The sequence below is a fragment of the Pseudomonas sp. H3_E04 genome (assembly GCF_054668915.1).
The window spans coordinates 343,059-363,693 of the sequence record NZ_CP162797.1; the positions used below are offsets into that span (position 1 = coordinate 343,059).

Here is a 20,635-nt window from a genome sequence, read left to right on the forward strand (position 1 = left end):
TGGCCGGGGAATTGAATCCGGACCGGATCCCCTGTGGGAGCGAGCCTGCTCGCGCAAGCGATTGATCAGTCAACATCAATGCTGAATGTGATACCGCTTTCGCGAGCAGGCTCGCTCCCACATGGGGCCGGTGCTGGCTGTCAGAACGGTGCCGGGCACTCGAAACGCAGGCGTTCACCGCTTTGCGGATGAGTGAAGCTGAGCATGCTCGCGTGCAGGCACAGACGTGGCCAGGCGGCCAGCGCTTGCTCGTGGGCATAGAGGCCGTCACCGAGCAGCGGGTGACCGATCGACAACATGTGCACGCGCAGTTGATGCGAGCGCCCGGTGATCGGTGTCAGTTCGACCCGGCACCAGTCGCCGCACCGTTCCAGCACTTTCCAGAAGGTCAGCGCGTGCTTGCCGAATTCGTGATCGACCACGTGTCGCGGTTTGGTCGGCGGGTCATAGCGCAGGGGCAGATCGATGCTGCCGCTGTCCAGCTCCGGCTGACCCCAGGCCAAAGCGGTGTAGGCCTTTTCGGTTTCGCGGTCATGAAACTGCCGCGACAGTTCACGGTGAGTATCGGCATCCCGGGCCAGCAGGATGATGCCGGAGGTTTCCCAGTCCAGGCGATGGACGATGCGCGCTTCCGGGTAGCCGTTTTCCTGCAGGCGGGTAATCAGGCAATCCTTGTTGTCGTCAGCGCGGCCGGGCACCGAGAGCAGCAGGGTCGGTTTGTCGACCACCAGTACGGCGGCGTCCTGATGGATGATGCGGATGTTGGACAGCGGCATTAAAACAGCCTCGTAACAAATGCCAACGGCGGCTCGGAGCTGCTGATAACCCTGTAGGAGCTGCCGAAGGCTGCGATCTTTTGACTTTGAAGATCAAAAGATCGCAGCCTTCGGCAGCTCCTACACGAGCATCAACGGTCCGAGCCGCCGTAGCGACTGCCAAATCGACTCAGCGATCGGGCAGGGTGATGTTGAGTTCCAGAATCGAGCAACTGCCCTGGCTTTCCAGTGCAACATGTACGTCGTCGTTGCCGATATTGACGTACTTGCGGATCACGTCGACCAGTTCCTTCTGCAAGGCTGGCAGGTAATCCGGCGTGCTGCGCTGGCCGCGCTCATGCGCCACGATGATCTGTAGACGCTCTTTCGCTACCGAGGCGGTACTTGGCTTTTTGGTGGCACGAAAGAAGTCAAAAAGGTTCATTACCTACCTCCAAACAGGCGCTCGAAGAATCCCTTCTTCTCGACATCGAGGAATCGGTGGGCTTTTTCTTTGCCCAGCAGGCGGTCGACGGTATCGCTGTAAGCCTGACCGGCATCGCTCTGGTCGTCGAGAATCACTGGCACGCCCTGGTTGGAAGCCTTGAGCACCGCCTGGGATTCCGGGATGACGCCGAGGAGGGTCACCGAAAGGATTTCCTTGACGTCTTCAACGCCGAGCATCTCGCCCTTCTCAACACGCTCCGGGTGGTAGCGGGTGATCAGCAGGTGTTCCTTGATCGGGTCTTCGCCACGTTCGGCGCGGCGCGATTTGCTTGCCAGCAGGCCGAGCATGCGGTCCGAGTCACGTACCGAGGAGACTTCCGGGTTGGTCACGACGATCGCTTCGTCAGCGAAGTACATGGCCAGGTGCGCACCTTTCTCGATGCCCGCCGGGGAATCGCAGACGACGAACTCGAATTGTTCCTTGAGCTCCATCAGGACTTTTTCCACGCCTTCGACGGTCAGCGCGTCTTTGTCGCGGGTCTGGCTGGCCGCCAGTACGTAGAGGTTTTCCAGGCGCTTGTCTTTGATCAGTGCCTGTTGCAGGTTGGCTTCGCCGTTTACCACGTTGACGAAGTCATACACCACGCGGCGCTCGCAACCCATGATCAGGTCGAGGTTACGCAAGCCCACGTCGAAGTCGACGATTACTGTTTTGTGGCCGCGCAGAGCGAGACCGGTACCGATAGCGGCGCTGGTGGTGGTCTTACCCACACCACCCTTGCCGGATGTAACCACGAGAATCTTGGCCAAGGTGTTTCACCCCTAAGGAAGAAGGACTGTTCAGCCCCTGAAAAACATCTCTTGAAAACTACTGCAGTCGGACAGCCTTGGCTGGAATTTGGCTTTGGGCCTTTTTCCTACTTCGTTTGAGCCGTTTTCGCTACGTTTTAGAGATGCTTGGAAAATGCGGCAGTATCCGTTAAAGCCGAATGATGTTCAACACGTCGCCTGACAGGCTGACCTGGACGCCCGAGCCCCACATCGGATCGCGACGCAAATCCTCGGAGACCTTGTAGTGACCGGCGATGGAGATCAGTTCAGCGCTCAATTGCTGACAGAAAATCCGTGCCTTGGTGTCACCTTTGACGCCGGCCAGCGCACGGCCGCGCATCGGGCCGTATACATGGATGTTGCCATCGGCGAGAAGTTCCGCCCCCGGACTGACCGATGAGACCACGACCAGATCGCCACCCTGGGCATATATCTGTTGGCCACCACGTACTGGCGTGGTGATAACGCGGGTCGGTTTGACGGTCGGCTCAGGGGGTTTTTCCGGCTTCTTTTTGACTTCGGCTTCCGGTGTTTCGAGCGGACGCTCGCGGGCACCGGAGGGCGGTAGCACGGGGATGTCGATGGCAATGGCAGCGGCGATGTCTTCGATGCGGCTGGCGCGAATGGCCAGGGTACGCAGGCCGTGTTGGCGGCAGACGCGCATCAGCCCCGGCAGGTCAACCGCGCCCTGGTTCGGCGGCAGTTTGTCCAGCGCCAGAACCAGCGGTGCATTGCTGAAAAAATTCGGCGCCTGGGCGACTTTGGCGGCCAATTGCCGATCGAGGCTTTCGAGGTCGTTACGGGCCAGTTCCAGCACAGTGATGGCCAGCATGCTGCCCTTGAGCTGGAATACGGGATCTTGGTCTAACGGGTCGGTTTGGCTCATGTCGGCATACAACGGCTTGTCACTAAAAGTGCCGAGACTTATAACGAGAACGCCCGCGAGCCGCAAGCCGGGTCGAACGATGTAGAATGCGCGGCCACTGTATTTACGGAAGCTTTAATGGATCGCCCGCGTTTTCGAAAAGCATATCTTGCTCCGCGCTTCTGGCCGCTCTGGTGCGGCCTGGGGCTTTTGTGGCTGATCGTGCAGTTGCCGTATCCGGCGCTGCTGACCATCGGTCGAGTTTTGGGCGCGTTGATGTATCGCGTCGCCAGCGACCGGCGAACCATCGCCCGGCGCAATCTGGAATTGTGCTTCCCGGAAAAATCCGCCGCCGAGCGCAAACGCCTGCTCAAAGAAAACTTCGCCTCCACCGGCATTGCCTTTTTTGAAATGGCGATGAGCTGGTGGTGGTCGCGCGAGCGTCTGGCGAAACTGGCCCACGTCGAAGGCCTTGAACATCTGCAGAAGGCCCAGCGTGAAGGCAAAGGCGTGATCCTCATGGCCGCGCATTTCACTACCCTGGAAATCGGCGCGGCGCTGCTCGGCCAGCAGCACACCATCGACGGCATGTACCGCGAACACAAAAATCCCTTGTTCGACTTCGTCCAGCGCCGTGGCCGCGAGCGGCACAATCTCGATTCGCTGGCGGTGGAGCGCGATGACGTGCGCGGCATGCTCAAACTGCTGCGCTCGGGACGGGCGATCTGGTATGCGCCGGATCAGGATTACGGCGCCAAGCAGAGCATTTTCGTGCCGCTGTTCGGCATTCAGGCCGCCACCGTCACTGCGACGACCAAGTTTGCACGGCTGGGCAAAGCGTTGGTGGTGCCGTTCACTCAGGAACGTCTGGCGGACGGCAGTGGTTATCGCCTGGTGATCCATCCGCCGCTGGAAGACTTCCCCGGCGAGAGCGAAGAGGCCGATTGCATCCGCATCAATCAGTGGGTCGAGAGCGCTTTGCGTGCCTGTCCCGAGCAATATCTGTGGGCGCATCGGCGCTTCAAGAGTCGCCCGCCCGGTGAGCCGAAGCTTTATCCCAAGCGTCGTTGATTACCCGATCTGACAAGCACCCTGGAGTGTGGCGATGAGTCCTGCTGAACCGGTTACAGGTTTGATTCTTTCCGGCGGCGGGGCTCGGGCGGCTTATCAGGTCGGGGTGCTGGCGGCGATTGCCGAGTTGCTGCCGGTGGGCGCGGACAATCCGTTTCCGGTGATCGTCGGCACCTCGGCCGGGGCGATCAATGCGGTCAGCCTGGCCAGTGGCGCCACCGACTTTCGTGCTGCCATCGAACGCCTGACCCAGTTCTGGCAGGGCTTTCGCAGCCACCGCGTGCTGCGTAGCGACTGGCCGGGCGTGATCCATCAGGCCAGTCGTTTCGTCAGCCACAGCCTGCTCGGCCTCGGTCGGCAGATGCCGGTGGCACTGCTCAACAGTTCGCCGCTGCGCGAGCTGCTCGAGGAAAAACTGCACCTGCCTGGCATCGCCGAATCCATCGCGCGCAAGCAATTGCATGCGGTGGCGGTGACCGCATTCGGCTACGAGTCGGGGCAAGCGGTGACGTTCTATCAGGGCGGCGGCACCATCGACCCCTGGCTGCGGCACCGCCGCATTGGCGTGCCGACGCAATTGTCGATCGATCACTTGCTGGCCAGTTCGGCGATTCCGCTGTTGTTCGCGCCGGTGAAAATCGCTGAGGAATATTTCGGTGACGGCGCGGTGCGTCAGTCGGCACCGATCAGCCCGGCGCTGCATCTGGGTGCCAGTCGCGTGCTCGTGGTAGGCGTCAGCGGCAACCCGCGCGGCGTCGATCCGCAGCAGCCGCTTGAGCGCGCCTACAGCGGCCAGCAACCGACGCTGGCGCAGATCGGCGGGCACATGCTCAACAGCACGTTCATCGACAGTCTGGAGAGCGATATCGAGTTGCTGCAGCGTCTGAATCAGTTCAGCCATTTGCTCCCGGCCGGCACGCCGACCCGCGCGCTGGGTGTGGCGCCGGTTGAAGTGCTGGTGATTGCGCCAAGCCAGCCGATCGACGAAATCGCCGCGCGCCATCGTCAGGAGTTACCGGCGGCGTTGCGCCTGTTTCTGCGTGGGCCGGGTGCGACGAAGACGAGTGGGGCGGGGGTGCTCAGTTATCTGCTGTTCGAGGCGGGGTATTGCAGCGAGTTGATCGAGTTGGGGCGGCGGGATGCGCTGGCCAAGCGCGAGGAGCTGTGCCGGTTTTTGCGGCTATCTGAAGCGGTGGCTCCTGCCTGAAATCTGCGGTGAGGCCTTCGCGAGCAGGCTCGCTCCCACATTTGAACTCGGTCTAAATGTGGGAGCGAGCCTGCTCGCGAAGCTTTTAGGGTCAGAAGTGGAACTTGACCAGGAAGCTTGTGGTGCTCTGATCGGTCTTGAAGTACTGGCTGTCCTTGATGCCGTACTTGTCCGACCAGTAGTCGTACTCCACACCGACATACAACTGCTTCTCGCCGAAATTCAGCGCCTTGCCCAGGTCGTATTTGACCTGCGGGTTGAAGTGCAGGTTGGCGTGGTAATCGCCTTTGGAGTTGGAGTCGTTGTCGACCACCCAGTCCATGAAACCATCGATGAGGATGTTCGATTTGCCCACCGGGATGGTGTAGGACCACACCGGGGTGATCTGCCAGACATTGTCACCGGCGCGCGCGCCCTGGGTGTGACGCTGGTAGAAGTTCAGCTGGAAGTAGTCGAAGCCCGGAATGGCCAGGTCGAAGCCCGGACCGATCAGGTACGACTCGGTATCGCCTTCACCGAACTCGTAGGTCATGGCCAGCAACACGTCGGTCACCGGGCCGAAGGCCAGTTTCTGATCGAAGATCTTGCCGAACGACAGGCGCGGGCTGAGCTCGCCATAGTAGGTGTTGGAGCCGACGCCGCCATCATCCTTGCCGTTGTAGAAGATCTTGTCGATAAACAGGAAGTTGTCCCCATACTTCCAGGCATCGGCGTGCTCGAAGGTCACGGTCTGCTGAATGCGCGGGTTGACCTGGAAGTCCTTGCCATACAGGTAGGTCAGGCTGTTGTTCTGCCACTGCAGCAGGCCTTCGGCCATCGCCTGGCCGCCGGCGAACATCGATCCGGCCAGCATCAGGCTGGTGCACATACGTTTCATTCGGTTGCTCCCAAAGTAGGTGTTCCACGTTATTTTTTTAAGATCGGCGCTCTGATGTGGCGCCTTTTTTCGTACCGCAAATTTCATCCGATCGGTCAGCTTTCAATGCTGGTAGCAAAAGCTGCGCCAAGGCTTTCGAAAAACCAAAAAACGCCCGTTCGGCTGCTGAAAAACAGTCGACGAGCGTGTTTTCGGAATGCCTCAGGACTGACCGCAGCCGGGATAAGTTGGCTTTTCGGTCAGAAATTGAATTCGGGCTTTTTTTTAGAGCGAATTCGGAAGGCCGCGGAGAATACTGACTCCTCGGCCAAGGCTCAAGTGCCCCGCAACAGAGCACCGACGGCAGGCATGGCGCACGGTTGCGGGCCATCTCAGAAGTGCACCTTCAGCAGCAGGCTGGCGGTGTTCTGGTTGGTGTCGAACGAGTGGCTGTTTTCGATGCCGTATTTGTTCTTCCAGTAGCTGTACTCGGTGCCGACGTACACCTGCTTCTGGCTCCAGCCCAAGGCTTTGCCGAGGTCGTACTTGATCTGCGGATTGATGTGCAGGTTGGCGTGGTAGGTGCCGCGTGAGTTTTCGTCGTTGTCGACGACCCAGTCGAGGTAGCCGTCGATCAGCACATCGGAATTGCCCAGCGGGAAGCTGTAGGACCACGCGGGGGTGATTTGCCAGACACCATCGCCTGGACGCGGGCCTTCGGTCTGGCGGCGGAAAATGTTCAGGGTGACGTAATTGAAACCGGGCACTTTCAGATCGAAGCCGGGGCCGATCAGGTAGGCCTCGCTTTCGCCTTCGCCGTACTCGTAGGTCATCGCCAGCAGGACGTCCTTGATCGGGCCGAACTCGATCTTGCGATCAAGAATCTTGCCGAAGGACAGGCGCGGGGTGAATTCGCCGTAGAAGGTGTGCGGGCCTTTGTTCGGGTCTTCCTTGCCGTTGTAGAAGATCTTGTCGACGAACAGAAAGTTGTCGCCGTACTTCCACTTGTCGGCGTGCTCGAAGGTCACCGTCTGCTGATATGACGGGTTGATCGCGAAGTTCTTGCCGTACAGATAGCTGAGGCTGTTGCTCTGCCACAGCAGCAGATCGCCGGCCATGGCCTGACTCGCGGCCAGCAGGCCGCCACTCAACAGAACGTTGCTTTGCGTGCGGATCATCTGTTGCTTCCTCTTGTTTTTATTGTCTGAGGCACAAGCAGTTGCGTAGTCCCTGTGGGAGCGAGCCTGCTCGCGAAAGCGGTTGTGTCAGTCGCCATCAATGTTGAATGACACAGCGCTTTCGCGAGCAGGCTCGCTCCCACAGGTGGTGTGGTGGTTTCAATCAGTGAGCATGGCAATCGTTGATCGCCGCACGCTCCTTGCCGCCGAGGATGTTGAACAGCAGGTTCAGGGTCAGCGCGCTGAGGGTGGCCATGGCGATGCCGCTGTGGGTGATCGGGCTCATCCACAGCGGCAGGTGGGCGAAGAACTCCGGACGCACCACCGGGATCAGGCCCATGCCGATGCTCACCGCGACCAGCAACTGATTGCGGCGGTCACCGATGTCCGCCTCTTGGAGGATCTTGATGCCAGTCGCGGCGACCATGCCGAACATCGCAATCGCCGCGCCGCCCAGCACCGCCGGTGGAATCGACGCCACCAGAAATGCCGCTTTCGGCAACAGGCTGAGGACGATCAGCAGACCGCCGGCAACGATGGTCACCGAACGGCAGCGCACGCCGGTCATCTGCACCAGACCGATGTTCTGCGCGAACGAGGAGTGAGTGAAGGTGTTGAAGAAGCCGGCGAAGAACGACGCGCCGGCATCGCACAGCAAGCCGCGACGGAGCATGCGCGGGCAGACTTCCTGGCCGGTGATCTTGCCCAGCGCGAGGAACATCCCGGTGGACTCGACGAAGATGATCACCACCACCAGACACATCGACAGAATCGGTGCCAATTCGAATTTCGGCATGCCGAAATGCAGCGGGGTGACGAACTGAACCCACGGTGCGCTGGCCATGCCGCTGAGGTCGACCATGCCGATCACGCCGCACAGCACGTAGCCCAGGCACATGCCGATCAACACCGAAATGTTCACCCAGAAACCGCGCATGAAACGGTGCACCAACAGAATGGTCGCCAGCACCAGCGCAGCGATGGCCAGATAGATCGGTGAACCGAATTGCGCGGCGTCGACCCCGCCACCAGCCCAGTTCACGGCTACGGGAAACAACGATAAACCGATCGAGGTGATGACCGTGCCGGTCACCAGCGGCGGGAAGAAGCGCACGACCTTGGACATGAACGGCGCGATCAGCATGCCGAAGAACCCGGCGGCGATCGTCGCACCGAAGATGCCTTGCAGGCCGATGCCGGGCATGCCGGCCATGGCCACCATGCTGCCGACTGCGGCGAAACTGGCGCCCATCATCACCGGCATGCGAATGCCCATCGGGCCGATGCCGAGCGACTGCACGATAGTGGCGATGCCGGCGACGAGCAGGTCGGCGTTGATCAGGAAGGCGATTTCTTCACGACTCAGGCCAGCGGCCTGTCCGATGATCAGCGGCACCGCGATGGCGCCACCGTACATCAGCAGAACATGTTGCAGACCGACCAGGATCAGTTGCAAAAGGGGCAAACGCTGAATGGCGGGTGCGTCGGGGATGCGCGCTTTGGACAGCTCGGACATGCAACACCTCGGATCTTTTTTATTCTTGTGATTAACAGCTGCCGGGTTGCTTGCAGCTGTTTCTTTGCATCAGGGGGACCGCGTTGCGGCGGCTATTCGCGAGCAGGCTCGCTCCCACAGGATCTCTGTAGGCGTGAGCCTGCTCGCGATGCTTTTAACGATTAGTTGGTCTGCGCTCCCTGGGCAATCCAGGCACCGATCAGGTCACGTTCCTGCTGGGTCATCTGGGTGATGTTGCCCAGTGGCATGATCTGCGTGGTGATGGCTTGCGCCTGAATGCGCGCGGCGTTCTGGCGGATCTGCTCGGGGGTGTCGAACATCACACCGGCCGGGGCTGCGCTGAACAACGGACTGGTCGGCTTGGACGAATGGCACACCGTGCAACGCTCTTGAATCACGTTGTGCACTTTGTCGAAACCTGGACCGGCATTCGAGGCTTGCGCGGGTGCCGCCGCAGGGGCTGCGGGTGCCGCAGGTTGCGCCGCTTCGGCCGGTTTCGCGCCACCGCCCAGTGCCGTTTCCGGCAGCGGTTGGTACTCGATTTTCGCCGGTGCTTTCGCCACTTCAGGTGCGTTCGACATCGGCGCCGGGCCAGTGACATAGGCCAGGCAGATCATGCCCACCGCTGCCACCGGCAGGGTCCAGGCAAACTTGTGGCTGTCGTGACGGGTGTTGAAGTAGTGACGCACCAACACCGCCAATACCGCGATCCCGGCCAGGATCAACCAGTTGTACTGGCTGCCGTAAGTGCTCGGAAAGTGGTTGCTGATCATGATGAACAGCACCGGCAGGGTGAAGTAGTTGTTGTGACGCGACCGCAGCAGACCCTTGGCCGGCAGGGCCGGATCAGGCGTGCGGTTTTCGGCGATCGCCGCGACCAGTGCCCGTTGCGCCGGCATGATGATGCGGAACACGTTGCCGACCATGATGGTGCCGATGATCGCGCCGACGTGCAGGTACGCACCACGCCCGCTGAACACTTTGCTGAAGCCATAGGCGGCGGCAATGATCAGCACGAACAGGATGAAGCCGAGCAGGGCGGGTTTCTTGCCCAGGGCCGAATCGCAGAGGAAGTCGTAGACGAACCAGCCGACGATCAGCGAGCCGATACCGATGGCCACGCCTTCGGGACCGCTGAGGCCGCTGCCGGGTGCCACGAGGTAGAGCACCGGATTGGAGTAGAACACCACGCACAGCAGCGCGATCCCCGACATCCAGGTGAAGTAGGCTTCCCATTTGAACCAGTGCAGGTTGTCCGGCATGGACGGTGGGGCCAGTTTGTATTTTTCCAGGTGGTAGATGCCGCCGCCGTGGATCGCCCACAAATCACCGGCCAGACCGGTTTTCGGGTTGACGCGGTTGAGGTTGTTCTCCAGCCAGACGAAGTAGAACGACGCGCCGATCCAGGCCACGCCAGTGATCATGTGAACCCAGCGCACGCTCAGGTTCAGCCATTCCAACAGATGTGCTTCCACAGTCTTTACCTCTCGCCTGTCACTCTTGTTGTCGAGTGATCAGACCTTCTCTTATTGGTGGGGGGCGAGGATCAACCGCTCATCCTCTTTGAAAAAATGCTCATCGCAGTTATTGCCTGTGCCACTGCGATCAACCACCAGGAAGTCATCCCGCTTTTCGATCGTCAGCACCGGGTGGTGCCAGACGCCGCGATGGTAATTGATGCCCTGCCTGCCGTTGGTGACGAAGGCGCGGACCAAGCCTGATACAGGTGCATCGCCAACTGGCGCGACCACGATCAGAAAGGGGTTGCCGAGCAGCGGAATGAAAGCCTGGCTGCCCAGCGGATGGCGTTCCAGCATGCAAACGGTCAGCGGCATGTCCTGCGCGTCGGCGCGGAAAATGCTGATGATTGCGTTGTCCTCAGGCGTAGCGGTTTCGACCGTCGCCAGTTTGTGGAAGCGCATGGTCGAACCGTTGTTGATCATGAAGTGATCGCTGCCGTCGGTTTCGATCACGTCACCGAAAGGGGCGAAGGCTTCTTTGGTCAGCGGTTCAATCTGTAGTGTGCGCATGCTGTTCTTCTTGTCCGAATTCTGTTTTGTTGGTTCTGACGCTTTCGCGAGCAGGCTCGCTCCCACCTTTGGAATGCTATCCCCTGTGGGAGCGAGCCTGCTCGCGAATGGGTTCAACCTTATTTAGCGACCTTACCGAGTACACGCAGGCGACTCACGCCACCATCCGGGAACACGTTCAGGCGGATGTGGGTGATCGGGCCGAGTGCCTTGATCTGCTCGACAAAAGTGTGCTCGGCGTGCATTTCCAGCTTCTGGCTTGGCAGCAGTTCGCGCCAGAACAGCGACTGGGTTTCGATCTGGCTGTCAGTCCCGCCTTTCACGAACGCGCCCTGGATCGAGCAGGTGTCCGGGTAGTTGCCTTTGAAGTGCAGGGTGTCGACGACGATCTTCTCGATCTCGCCCGGATGACCCAGGGCGACGATTACCCAGTCATTGCCCGGCGTGCGACGACGCGCGGTTTCCCAGCCGTCGCCCATGTTGATGCCACGGCCTGGGTTGAGGATGTTGCTCATGCGGCCAAAGTGTTCGTCGGAGCAGGCGAGGGCGCGGCCACCGTTGAGGGCTGCAGCCAGATCGACCTGCTCGTTGTCGCCAACCGCGGACCAGTCGCGGAATGGAATACCGTACACGCGCAGACGAGCCACACCGCCGTCCGGGTAGATATTGAAGCGCAGGTGGCTGAACGCTTTGTCGTTGCTGATTTCGTGGTAGTGGTGGCTGTTGCCCTGCAGCTCTACGGCCGACAGCACTTCGGTCCACTGGGTGTTTTCATCCGGCTCGCCCGAGGCCAGGAAGCACGCTTCCAGCGAGGCCGAGGGCGGATAGTTGCCGGTGAAGAATGAAGTGTCGATGTCCACGCCTTTGATCGAGCCCGGTACACCCAGACGGATCACCGCGCTGTCGTAACCTTCGAAGCGCTTGCGGCGCGACTCCCAGCCGTCCATCCACTTGCCGTTGTCATCGAACACGCCCTCCTTCCATACGGCCGGGGTCGGTTGGAACAGACGATTGGCGTCTGCGAACCAGTCATCGGTGACCGAGATGATTTTGGTGCCCAGACGGGCGTCGGCCAGGTTGACGTATTTTTCGAAAGGTACGGCGTAAGCTTTCATTCTTCTTGTCTGCCTTTGATAAGTTGGCTGGGGATGCTTGCAGGGCCCTGGGCGTTTGCGCGTTCATTCACGCTCGGGCCAAGCTTGCTAAAGAGTCAGTAAACGGAACAGGGCAATCTTGTTGATCTCCGCCAGCGCGCATTTGAATTCGGCTTCCACCGAATTGTTGATGCGCGTTTCGAACGCCGCGAGGATCTGATGCCGGTTGCTGCCTTTTACCGCCATGATGAAGGGAAACTTGAACTTGGCCTTGTAGGCGTCGTTCAGCTCGGTGAAGCGCTGGAACTCTTCGGCCGTGCATTGGTGAATACCGGCGCCAGCCTGTTCATTGGTGCTGGCTTCGGTCAGTTGGCCCTGGACGGCAGCTTTGCCGGCCAGGTCCGGGTGAGCGTTGATCAGGGCCAGCTGGCTGGCATGATCGGCGCTCAACAGGATATCGCTCATGCGCTGGTGCAGGGTTTCGATCTCGTCGATCGAAGCGTCCGCACCGAGGTCGTAGGCCTTTTCGGCCACCCATGGCGAATGTTCGTAGATGTCGGCGAAGGCTTTGACGAAAGCGTCGCGGCTCAGGGTCGACGGTTGCAGGGTTTGAAAACGGCTCATTTTGCAGTCCCTTGGTACGGGTGGGTTTGCTGCCAGTGGCGCGCGATGTCGACGCGACGGCTGAACCACACCTGTTCATGACTTTTGGCGTATTCGATAAAGCGCTTGAGCGAAGCGAGGCGACCAGGGCGGCCGATCAGGCGGCAGTGCAGACCGATCGACAGCATCTTCGGCGCTTCGGCACCTTCGGCGTAAAGCACGTCGAACGCGTCTTTGAGGTATTCGAAGAAATCGTCACCCTTGTTGAAACCCTGCACTTGCGTGAAGCGCATGTCGTTGGTGTCGAGGGTGTAGGGGATCACCAGATGCGGCTTGCCGGTCGGGTTGTTCGGTTCCCAGTAGGGCAGGTCGTCGTCGTAGGTGTCGCAGTCGTAGAGGAAACCGCCTTCTTCCATCACCAGTCGACGGGTGTTCGGCCCGGTGCGACCGGTGTACCAGCCCAGCGGACGTTCGCCGGTCAGTTCGGTGAGGATGCGGATCGCTTCGAGCATGTGCTCGCGTTCCTGCGCTTCATCCATGTACTGATAGTCGATCCAGCGGTAGCCGTGGCTGCAGATCTCGTGGCCGGCTTCGACCATCGCCCGGATCACATCCGGGTGACGCTGGGCGGCCATGGCCACGGCGAAGATGGTCAGCGGAATATCGAATTCCTTGAACAGCTTCAGAATCCGCCAGACGCCGGCACGGCTGCCATACTCGTAAAGCGATTCCATGCTCATGTTGCGCGCGCCTTGCAGCGGCTGAGCGGCGACCATTTCGGACAGGAAGGCTTCGGATTCCTTGTCGCCGTGCAGAATATTGCGCTCGCCACCTTCTTCGTAATTGAGTACGAAGGACAGGGCGATCCGGGCATTGCCCGGCCAGTGTGGGTGAGGAGGGTTACTGCCGTAACCGATCAGGTCGCGTGGGTAGTCAGCGCTCACTGCAGTCTTCCTTCTTGTACGTTGACAGATTGGTGTGGCGGCCTGGCAGGCTGGCGTCACAGCGATGGGCTGATTGTATACAACTTTATTTACATTTTGTAAGCCTGAATTTTCGCATTTTTCACCGGCCGTCATCTTTTACTGTTAACGGTTGCAGCCTGCAAGAAACCTGCCTGACCAGTCAGCTAATGAATAGAAGGCGCAATGATCAGGCGCTTTGCCTGCGGATTGGCGATAAAGGCCCGGATGGCGTGGGTGAAGCGAAAAATGTCGTTTTTATTGTGTACAATTTTTTTGAAAAGTGTCTTAATCAGTCGCTCGCCGCAGCGTTTCGTGCTCTGAAACGGTGCGGTCTCCTTTTCAACTGACTTCGGGAGGCGCGAAGTCTGACTGCTTGTAGCGGCCAGGCGCGCAGAATCAATGGGACGTTTGACAACACACGTTTTGGACGCTGCACACGGTTGCCCGGGCAGCTCGATCAAGGTCGAGCTGTACCGCGTTGAAGGATCGCACCTGGAATTGGTCGCCAGTGCGACAACCAACAGCGATGGCCGGGTCGATGCACCGTTGCTGCAAGGCGACGAGTATCGCACCGGCGTGTATCAGGTGCAGTTCCACGCCGGCGATTACTACCGCGCCCGCGGTGTGCAATTGCCCGAGCCGGCATTTCTCGACGTGGTGGTCTTGCGTTTCGGCATCTCTGCCGAGCAGGACCACTATCACGTGCCTCTGCTGATTTCGCCTTACAGCTATTCCACGTATCGGGGCAGCTGACCCCCAAGCAGCTGCCCCCACCGGGAAGCGACTGCGCATATAGCTTCTTTGGTCTTTCGCCCGCTCACACTGCGGGCTTTTTTTATGCTCGCAAGATGCCTCGAAACCGGCGACCGAGCGCCATGCTCAGCGCTCGCGGATGATGAATACCGAGTCGGGCTTGCCGGCAACCCTCAACACTCCGCCGATCAGCCACACCACTCTGTTTTGCGCGGCGGCCTCGGTCAGCGCTTTGAAGGCGGCCTGGCCAATTCGGGCCGGCGCGCTCGGTTCGGTCAGCTCATTGCCGGGCACATGCGTCAGACCTGCCTGGTCGACCGCTCCCAGTTTGAGGAAGAAAATCTGATCGTGGTGGGCTCGTCTGAACACCAGCGTCGGCATGCGATGTTCGTACGTCAGCGGGAATAATTCGTAGCCGCTGTTAACCAGCAACGAACCTATCAGTCGCCTCAGGTTGAGGTCCGAGGGATAGGTTGAGTAGTGATTCCAGGCCAGTGGAAAACGCTGGGGGTCGAAGCTCAGGCGTTGCAACTCGCTGTCGACCCGGGAAGGCATCGGAATCAGTCGCTTGCCACCGAGGTCAATGTCCGGTGCCACCGCCAGCATGTTCATCGGGTCGGCCATGGTCAGCGTCGGCGTCGTGGGAACTGTCCGTTGCTGCCATTGATGCAGTGCAGCCTGAATGTTGACCAGCCCGGTGCCGGTGATCGTCGGTGAGTGATCGGCCAGTTCAAATAGCCGTCTGGCCACGGCGCGCGCGGTGGCGTCAGAAAAGTCGGGGAAGGCACGCGCCACCGACTGGGTGATCGGCGCGTCGAAAAAGCGTTTTCCCGGGTGTATTTCGCCCGGATCGCTGCCGATCCGAAACGTTGCCACAGGTTGCAGGGCAGGGGCATGGGTCAGCATGGTCTCGAACGCTTCAAAGTGCGTCGGCCTGAACTCAGGATGAACCACGAAAAATACTCTGGGCGCCGGGTTTGAGCCAACCGGCACAATGGGATAATGCAGCCAGCCAAGCTGCACCGATTCGATCCCCGCAGGCTTGTTCAAATAGCCCCAGGGCAACCAGGAATACGCAGACTGCTGGTCCTGTACGCTGGCTGTTGGTTGTGTTGACGCATCGATTGCCTCGTCCAGCCGTGGTCGTTTGCTCGGGCCGGCGATGGGCTCTTCGGCCTGAACGATCGGCTGCCGGCTGGATGACGAGGGTTCTGCCTGCTGGGGACCAGAGGCTTTTTGCCGCCAGAACACGGTTCCTGCGATCTGCTCGAAGAAAATCTCCGGTGCATCACGGCTTGTCGCAAACGCCTGCTGATATTCGCCATCCTTGTTTTTGCGCACCATGACCGTACCGTCCAGCGTAGTGACAAAGGTCTGCTTGAGCTTGTTGTAGCGAATGCCATCAGTGGCCAGCTCGGGTTTGGTCAGCGTGCTGACGTCCGATGGAGACAGGTAGGTGGGGGTATCTGCGGTAGATGTCGCGGGCCGGATCGATTGCCGGTCAGGGCGCTGGATGTTCCAGCTCGGCTGGCCTTCGTTGCGAACCAGGGCGAGGCCCGCTACGCCGGGTGCGAAGGTCAGCGGCAAATGGTAATTACCGTGCGAATCCTGTTCGACCACGAACCGTCCTTCGTCAGCAATCTGTGCGTACGTTCGCTGATCCGGGCCAGTGAACAGACCTCGCTGGTCTGGCAAGGGTACCAACTCGTCTGCGCGGTCTTGCGGCCAAGCGGTCGCCTGGCGAGTCGTGCCGGAAGCATTCGCTGTCGGTGGCAATTGGTGAATGACCACCGCAGGCATTTGATCAACCCCTGCCGAGGCTTCTGTGGCCCGGCCTGGCGTCGGCTCAATGCCCAGCAGAAGGGCGTCCGGCATGTGCAGACCGACAGTGTTGCGCGGCGTCGGCGAACTGGAACCTGGAGCCTCAGGCAGATCGGTTTTTGTCGTGACAGATACTTTTTTCGGTGGTTTAGCCATTTTCTGATACTCATGAAGTGAATGCGCAGGCGCGCGCAGGCGCCTGGCCAAACGCAATGTGGCCAAGGGCGCTATCGATAAAAGATTTCGGCGTTACGCCAGCGGGACGTTAAGCCGTGGCGGGGGGGCAAAGATCCCGGATTGGTGACTGCAACGATTCGCCACTCGCAGCTCGGACGCTTCAACGCGTGAGTTATCGGCGCTCAATACCCAGCCGAATGCGGCGAAGCTGTAACTCAGTGCGGCTCGCTCATCGAAGATCCAGTTCACGTTGCTGACTTTCACCACATCGGTGGCCAGCGGAGCGAGTGCTGAAGGCATTGCTCCGGCCACGTCGGGGGCTTCAAAGAATCGCGCATCCAGGCCGTCTTGATAGACCCGGTCAAACACCAGATCGACCGTATGAACAATGCCGTTCGCCGTGATTACCCGGATCTGATCGATCAAGTCTTCGCTTTCATACACCGGCAGATAAACAGTGCAGGTGCCAATGGATAATTGATTATTCGAGAGTTTGATCGCAACGGATCCGAGTTTTGTCGCATCGAGCTCCCAGGTGGAAGAGTTCGCCAGACGCACAGGCGAGCTCGCGAGTGCACCCGGTGTGGATAGTTTGATGGTCATGTCGGCCACGAGATGAATCAGATACGTGGCGCTTTCTCCGATAAGGGTTTCCATGGCGGTTTGCACGGTCAGGGCGGTGAGCGTGGCGCAGCAGTTGCGATTGCCCATTTCGTGCGACTTGTTCTCCGGCAAGGCATAGCTGAAGCGTCGCGAGCGAAAGGCGAGCGGCAAAGGCATCTCGACAATCCAGTCCCTTTGCACAGCGTAATCAGTGAAAGCAGGAAGGGCTTCGGTTTCATCCGTGAGACCGGCATTGATGGCAATACCGTCCTTGAAGATCAGTACATAACGGTAAAAGGGCCGAACTGCCATGGTCCGCAGGATTTTCGTCAGGTTGTCGTGATCATCCTCATTACGGGCGCAGGAGAAATAATTCAACTTGATCCGCTTGTCGCCCAAGTGATAGATGAGATGGCAACCCGCAGTCAGTCGGTTTGACTTGGGTTTGAAACTGAAGAAGTGTGCTTCAGCCCTGGTCAATTCGTCACTACTGTAGTCAAGATAAATTCGGCTGACTGTCTCGTAGCGTGTTACCGAGTAAAAAGTGGTCATGTTACTGGCACGCGGCAGGTAGTAACTTGCGTCCTGATGATGTCTGATCCAGCATTCCTCTGCGTAGACAATGACCGGTCGTTGCGGTTGACCCAATTTGATGATTATTTCCGCGAGATCCGCTGTCTCGCCTTCCGCGATTTTCTCGGGTAGATCAAGTCTGAAGTAGAAACCGTCGCTGGTGATGAAAGTAAGGTTGTTGTTGATCAATATTCGTTCGTTGGCTTGTTTTTCATAGACGTCATGTATGGTTAATATGTTTTTCAACCTGTCATTGAATTCAAATCCGGAAATGACGAGCAGGTCGTTTTCCTCGATCTTGCAGGAATCAATCAGGTCTTTTTTCCATTTCAGGAGGATGTAACTTGGCTGTTTGCCATCCTCGATGATCGAGAAGCGACCGGCCACATGGGCGATAAAATATTGATCGATGCCTGCTTCTCCGGATGCTTTGGCGTCTTTGTGCAACAAGTGGATCTGATCGTCTCCGGCGCCGGCTTCGATCACGTCGCTACCGCGCGCCTTGATAATGTTGTTTTGCGCTGTGCCAGTCACTACGCTGACGGCGCTGTCAACGGTTTCAATATTCTCGATACTGTCCAGCAAACTGTGCAGCGTGTGTTTCCTGCCATTATCCGCAGACTGATCGGGCGAGATGACCTTAAGGGTGCCGCCCGGCAGATCGACGTCATAGCCGGTCTTATCAGTGCGGTAACCCGAGTGGACGCCGCTGAGCACCAGAGTGTCATTGCCTGCACCGCCGCGCAGTACCGAGTGTTCACCAACATTCGCGCCTTGCTTGAGGAGGGCCGCCGCGTTGTCGAATACGAACCGATCATCTTTCTCGCCCCCGGTCAGCTCTTTCTTTCCCGATTTGTAATGAAAGACATTCGGTTTTTTCTCGACGCCCTTGACTGAGTCCCGACCCTCGGTCAGCAGCCACAGAACGCTCTTGTTGTCAGCGGCTGTGCCCAGTTCCGCGCCGGGGGTTTGTTGGGTGACGCCTTCGCGCGCATCGATGCTGTCGTCGAGGCCGACTATCTCAGGGACATTTGCCGACTCCCAGGCATCCTGCTTGGTCCACCAGTTGCGCTTCCAGACCCGGGTCGGTCGCAGACGAACTTCGAATTGGCCATTGACGATGGCTTCGGTGGTGTCCTTGAGAGGGCCGTCGAGCAGTGTCCTTGCCGCTGCCTGCAACTTGACCGAGTGCTGCAACAAAGTCTTGGCTTTGACATAGCGGTCTTGAACGTCCTGATCGATATCCTTCATGCAGAACGCAAACCAGCCAGTGCGCCACCGTTCCTCCAGGGTAAGTTCGATGTAATCGTCAATGTCATCGACGATGCGCACCGCCCCGTAGACCTGCGATCCGATGGCGAGAATGGCACCGGCAGCCAGTCCCACCGGACCGGCCAGGGAAAAACCGGCCATCGCTGCGGCGCCGAGGATCACCGTCATCGCTGCGCTGGTAATACTCAGGCCGGCACTGACGTAGTGATCCATCGCATCCTTGCCCGTGGCGTTCTCGGCAGCGTTCATGGACCGCACGGCGGTGTAGATATCGAAAGGCAACGTCAGCGCGCCGCCGAGCAGGCCTCCCGAACGCCCGAGTCTGATTGCCATACGCGTCCTGGCGAAGTCACGGTAGGCGTGTTGTCCGGCGGTGAGCATCTGGGTGGCAATTTTACTGACGGTTACGTCGACAGCGATCGAGCCCAGTTCGGATGCAATACCCAGGCTGTTTATCGCGATTTCCGTGGTGTTGTCGGCCTTGATCGCATCGACGACTCCGCGCAGGCCCATGAAAATCCCGAAGCCCTGGATGCCGACGCTGGAGCCGAGTGCTGCGTAGCTTTTACTCAGGGTTTTCCAGCGCGGATGGTGTTTGGGCAGGTGCACATGCTGCAGGTCGAGCGCCTGCGCGGCATTGGCGAGTTTCATCAGTTTGCGGTGGTAGCTACCCGGACCACTGTCATCGCTGACGCGCTCGCTGAACAGCGGCGGTGCGGTCAGAGGACGGTGACTGGCCATTTCAAACAACAAGGTCGGCAACAAGTAAGTGTCGCTGCCAGTGGTGGTCTTTATCGCGTGTTCGACTTTGTTAAGGTCGAATTGCAGGGCATCGATAAAAGAACGTTTGAGTACGCGGCTAAAAGTATTACGACCATTCAAGGGTTTGCCGTTGACGGTCGCTCCCAAGTGGTCAAGAGCGACTCGTGTTATTGATATATCGCCTATTTGCAAAGGTCCGAATATTTCGTCGGCAAAGTTCAACTGGTTCGACTTGGATGAGCTTTCAGGCGCATCAATAGTTGCAGGCTTGCGCTCGTTGCTTTCGAAGCGCATATCCGTAATAACAACCGTGTCTGTAACGTTTTGATTGTTTGGGTCTATTGCAGGATCGGTTTGAGTGGATGCCTGTTGTATCAGAGTGGCCATGAGAACTTCCTTGTTCTGGCTATTGTTTCGAATTGGAGCGGATATTAAGGCGCTCTTTCGAACGCTGTACATAAAGTGGTTGTTGCCGTGTATTGCTTGTCAATGATTACGGGGGTGGGCGCGAGATGGTTAATTGTAAACAGCACCCTCCTGACTTGAATCCGTTCAGTCAGGAGGGTTATGCACATCAATATTCAGTGACTGCTGAGCAGTGAGGCCGCGCCGGCACCGCCAAACAGCCCGGCACTGATCCGGTTGAACCAGCTCTGGCCTTTGCCGCTGCGCAGATACCGCGCTGCGCCATGAGCGCCCAGGCCGTAGGCCAGCTTGCAGCACAGGTCGAGCACCACCCAGGTCGCGATCATGATCAGCAGTTGCGGCAGAAAAGGTTGGTTAGCGCTGAGGAACTGCGGCAGAAATGCGGCAAAGAACAGGATGTCCTTCGGGTTGCTTGCACCCAGAACGAAGGCACGCCCGAACAATGTGCGAAAGCGCGGCACCGGTGCGGCTTCAGGGACTTCGGCGCCCGTCGATGGCTGGCGCGATTGCTGCCAGCTCTGCCAGGCGAGATAGAACAGGTACAGTGCGCCGACGATTTTCAATGCGCTGAATAACTGCTCCGATGCCAACAGCAAGGCGCCAAGCCCGAGTGCCGAAGCGCTGAGCAGGCAGACCGAGGCGATCACCCCACCGAGGAACGCCGGGTACGAGCGGCGCAAACCGTAATTGAGACTGTTGCTGATCATCAGCAACGACAGCGGCCCCGGGATCAGGATCACCACCAATGCAGCGCCACTGAACAGCAGCCAGGTTTCCAGACTCATCGCTTTGCTCCTTTGTTGTTATCGAAATGCACAAAAGCCCCACCG

18 protein-coding genes are annotated in these 20,635 nt (G+C 59.0%); 3 read left to right on the plus strand and 15 right to left on the minus strand.

Translation table 11 applies throughout. The features are described 5' to 3' along the window. Positions 1-140 precede the first annotated feature (140 nt). The 4 genes from AB4N53_RS01600 to minC all read right to left on the minus strand — a co-directional run bounded on the left by AB4N53_RS01600 (position 141) and on the right by minC (position 2,919). The gene (locus AB4N53_RS01600) at positions 141-776 is read right to left on the minus strand and encodes an RluA family pseudouridine synthase (RefSeq protein ID WP_208938147.1); all 636 of its coding nucleotides are present in this window, start codon (positions 774-776) and stop codon (positions 141-143) included. Positions 777-945: 169 nt separating this feature from the next. Next, a complete protein-coding gene (gene minE, locus AB4N53_RS01605; RefSeq protein ID WP_460117657.1) occupies positions 946-1,200 on the minus strand; it encodes a cell division topological specificity factor MinE in 255 nt (84 codons plus the stop codon). Further along, the gene (gene minD, locus AB4N53_RS01610; RefSeq protein ID WP_007913953.1) at positions 1,200-2,012 is read right to left on the minus strand and encodes a septum site-determining protein MinD; all 813 of its coding nucleotides are present in this window, start codon (positions 2,010-2,012) and stop codon (positions 1,200-1,202) included. Before minD ends, minE begins: the two co-directional genes overlap by 1 nt. A 169-nt stretch (positions 2,013-2,181) precedes the next feature. Beyond that, on the minus strand, positions 2,182-2,919 hold the full coding sequence (gene minC / locus AB4N53_RS01615; RefSeq protein WP_041479318.1) for a septum site-determining protein MinC: 738 nt from the start codon (positions 2,917-2,919) through the stop codon (positions 2,182-2,184). Between the two features lie 117 nt (positions 2,920-3,036). Between minC and AB4N53_RS01620 the strand changes: the two genes are divergently transcribed. Together AB4N53_RS01620 and AB4N53_RS01625 are read left to right on the plus strand one after the other, a co-directional pair. Beyond that, complete coding sequence (locus tag AB4N53_RS01620) at positions 3,037-3,969, plus strand: lipid A biosynthesis lauroyl acyltransferase (RefSeq protein ID WP_041479319.1); 933 nt, start codon at positions 3,037-3,039, stop codon at positions 3,967-3,969. Positions 3,970-4,003: 34 nt separating this feature from the next. Continuing rightward, complete coding sequence (locus AB4N53_RS01625; RefSeq protein WP_460117659.1) at positions 4,004-5,176, plus strand: patatin-like phospholipase family protein; 1,173 nt, start codon at positions 4,004-4,006, stop codon at positions 5,174-5,176. A 91-nt stretch (positions 5,177-5,267) separates the two neighbouring features. Here AB4N53_RS01625 and AB4N53_RS01630 read toward each other — a convergent pair whose 3' ends face one another. From AB4N53_RS01630 to puuE, 8 genes are all read right to left on the minus strand, one after another. Then, a complete protein-coding gene (locus AB4N53_RS01630) occupies positions 5,268-6,053 on the minus strand; it encodes an outer membrane protein OmpK (protein ID WP_056784020.1) in 786 nt (261 codons plus the stop codon). Between the two features lie 371 nt (positions 6,054-6,424). Next, positions 6,425-7,210 carry an outer membrane protein OmpK gene (locus AB4N53_RS01635; RefSeq protein ID WP_125918590.1) on the minus strand — a complete coding sequence of 262 codons (786 nt, stop codon included), beginning with the start codon at positions 7,208-7,210 and terminating at the stop codon, positions 6,425-6,427. A 163-nt stretch (positions 7,211-7,373) separates the two neighbouring features. Beyond that, entirely contained in the window at positions 7,374-8,726 is a 1,353-nt protein-coding gene (locus tag AB4N53_RS01640) for a nucleobase:cation symporter-2 family protein (RefSeq protein ID WP_137216195.1), read from the minus strand. Between the two features lie 161 nt (positions 8,727-8,887). Then, positions 8,888-10,201 carry a urate hydroxylase PuuD gene (locus AB4N53_RS01645; protein ID WP_076566791.1) on the minus strand — a complete coding sequence of 438 codons (1,314 nt, stop codon included), beginning with the start codon at positions 10,199-10,201 and terminating at the stop codon, positions 8,888-8,890. Positions 10,202-10,252: 51 nt separating this feature from the next. Beyond that, complete coding sequence (locus AB4N53_RS01650; protein ID WP_460117662.1) at positions 10,253-10,756, minus strand: ureidoglycolate lyase; 504 nt, start codon at positions 10,754-10,756, stop codon at positions 10,253-10,255. 119 nt (positions 10,757-10,875) lie between these two features. Next, positions 10,876-11,871 (minus strand): allantoicase, encoded by a 996-nt coding sequence (gene alc / locus AB4N53_RS01655; RefSeq protein WP_071171520.1) that lies wholly within the window; start codon positions 11,869-11,871, stop codon positions 10,876-10,878. An 87-nt stretch (positions 11,872-11,958) separates the two neighbouring features. Beyond that, a complete protein-coding gene (uraD, locus tag AB4N53_RS01660) occupies positions 11,959-12,474 on the minus strand; it encodes a 2-oxo-4-hydroxy-4-carboxy-5-ureidoimidazoline decarboxylase (protein ID WP_016773760.1) in 516 nt (171 codons plus the stop codon). Then, positions 12,471-13,397, minus strand: coding sequence for an allantoinase PuuE (puuE, locus tag AB4N53_RS01665; RefSeq protein WP_042608504.1), 927 nt, complete (start codon positions 13,395-13,397; stop codon positions 12,471-12,473). The genes uraD and puuE overlap by 4 nt, the downstream gene beginning before the upstream one ends. A gap of 420 nt (positions 13,398-13,817) precedes the next feature. On the opposite strand from puuE, the gene uraH reads away from it, so the two are divergent. Next, entirely contained in the window at positions 13,818-14,171 is a 354-nt protein-coding gene (uraH, locus tag AB4N53_RS01670; protein ID WP_460117665.1) for a hydroxyisourate hydrolase, read from the plus strand. 126 nt (positions 14,172-14,297) lie between these two features. Here the strand turns inward: uraH and AB4N53_RS01675 are convergent, their stop codons facing one another. From AB4N53_RS01675 to AB4N53_RS01685, 3 genes are all read right to left on the minus strand, one after another. After that, positions 14,298-16,148, minus strand: coding sequence for a hypothetical protein (locus tag AB4N53_RS01675; protein WP_460117667.1), 1,851 nt, complete (start codon positions 16,146-16,148; stop codon positions 14,298-14,300). 93 nt (positions 16,149-16,241) lie between these two features. Beyond that, positions 16,242-19,766, minus strand: coding sequence for a calcium-binding protein (locus AB4N53_RS01680; protein WP_460117669.1), 3,525 nt, complete (start codon positions 19,764-19,766; stop codon positions 16,242-16,244). 194 nt (positions 19,767-19,960) lie between these two features. Then, positions 19,961-20,590 (minus strand): LysE family translocator, encoded by a 630-nt coding sequence (locus tag AB4N53_RS01685; RefSeq protein WP_460117671.1) that lies wholly within the window; start codon positions 20,588-20,590, stop codon positions 19,961-19,963. Positions 20,591-20,635 lie beyond the last annotated feature (45 nt).

Coding starts and splice junctions, on each gene's coding strand:
- minC (WP_041479318.1), bottom strand. CDS start 2,919: ATGAGCCAAACCGACCCGTTAGACCAAGATCCCGTATTCCAGCTCAAG.
- AB4N53_RS01625 (WP_460117659.1), top strand. CDS start 4,004: ATGAGTCCTGCTGAACCGGTTACAGGTTTGATTCTTTCCGGCGGCGGG.
- uraD (WP_016773760.1), bottom strand. CDS start 12,474: ATGAGCCGTTTTCAAACCCTGCAACCGTCGACCCTGAGCCGCGACGCT.
- AB4N53_RS01630 (WP_056784020.1), bottom strand. CDS start 6,053: ATGAAACGTATGTGCACCAGCCTGATGCTGGCCGGATCGATGTTCGCC.
- alc (WP_071171520.1), bottom strand. CDS start 11,871: ATGAAAGCTTACGCCGTACCTTTCGAAAAATACGTCAACCTGGCCGAC.
- minE (WP_460117657.1), bottom strand. CDS start 1,200: ATGAACCTTTTTGACTTCTTTCGTGCCACCAAAAAGCCAAGTACCGCC.
- uraH (WP_460117665.1), top strand. CDS start 13,818: ATGGGACGTTTGACAACACACGTTTTGGACGCTGCACACGGTTGCCCG.
- AB4N53_RS01620 (WP_041479319.1), top strand. CDS start 3,037: ATGGATCGCCCGCGTTTTCGAAAAGCATATCTTGCTCCGCGCTTCTGG.
- AB4N53_RS01650 (WP_460117662.1), bottom strand. CDS start 10,756: ATGCGCACACTACAGATTGAACCGCTGACCAAAGAAGCCTTCGCCCCT.
- AB4N53_RS01600 (WP_208938147.1), bottom strand. CDS start 776: ATGCCGCTGTCCAACATCCGCATCATCCATCAGGACGCCGCCGTACTG.
- AB4N53_RS01680 (WP_460117669.1), bottom strand. CDS start 19,766: ATGGCCACTCTGATACAACAGGCATCCACTCAAACCGATCCTGCAATA.
- AB4N53_RS01635 (WP_125918590.1), bottom strand. CDS start 7,210: ATGATCCGCACGCAAAGCAACGTTCTGTTGAGTGGCGGCCTGCTGGCC.
- AB4N53_RS01640 (WP_137216195.1), bottom strand. CDS start 8,726: ATGTCCGAGCTGTCCAAAGCGCGCATCCCCGACGCACCCGCCATTCAG.
- AB4N53_RS01675 (WP_460117667.1), bottom strand. CDS start 16,148: ATGGCTAAACCACCGAAAAAAGTATCTGTCACGACAAAAACCGATCTG.
- AB4N53_RS01685 (WP_460117671.1), bottom strand. CDS start 20,590: ATGAGTCTGGAAACCTGGCTGCTGTTCAGTGGCGCTGCATTGGTGGTG.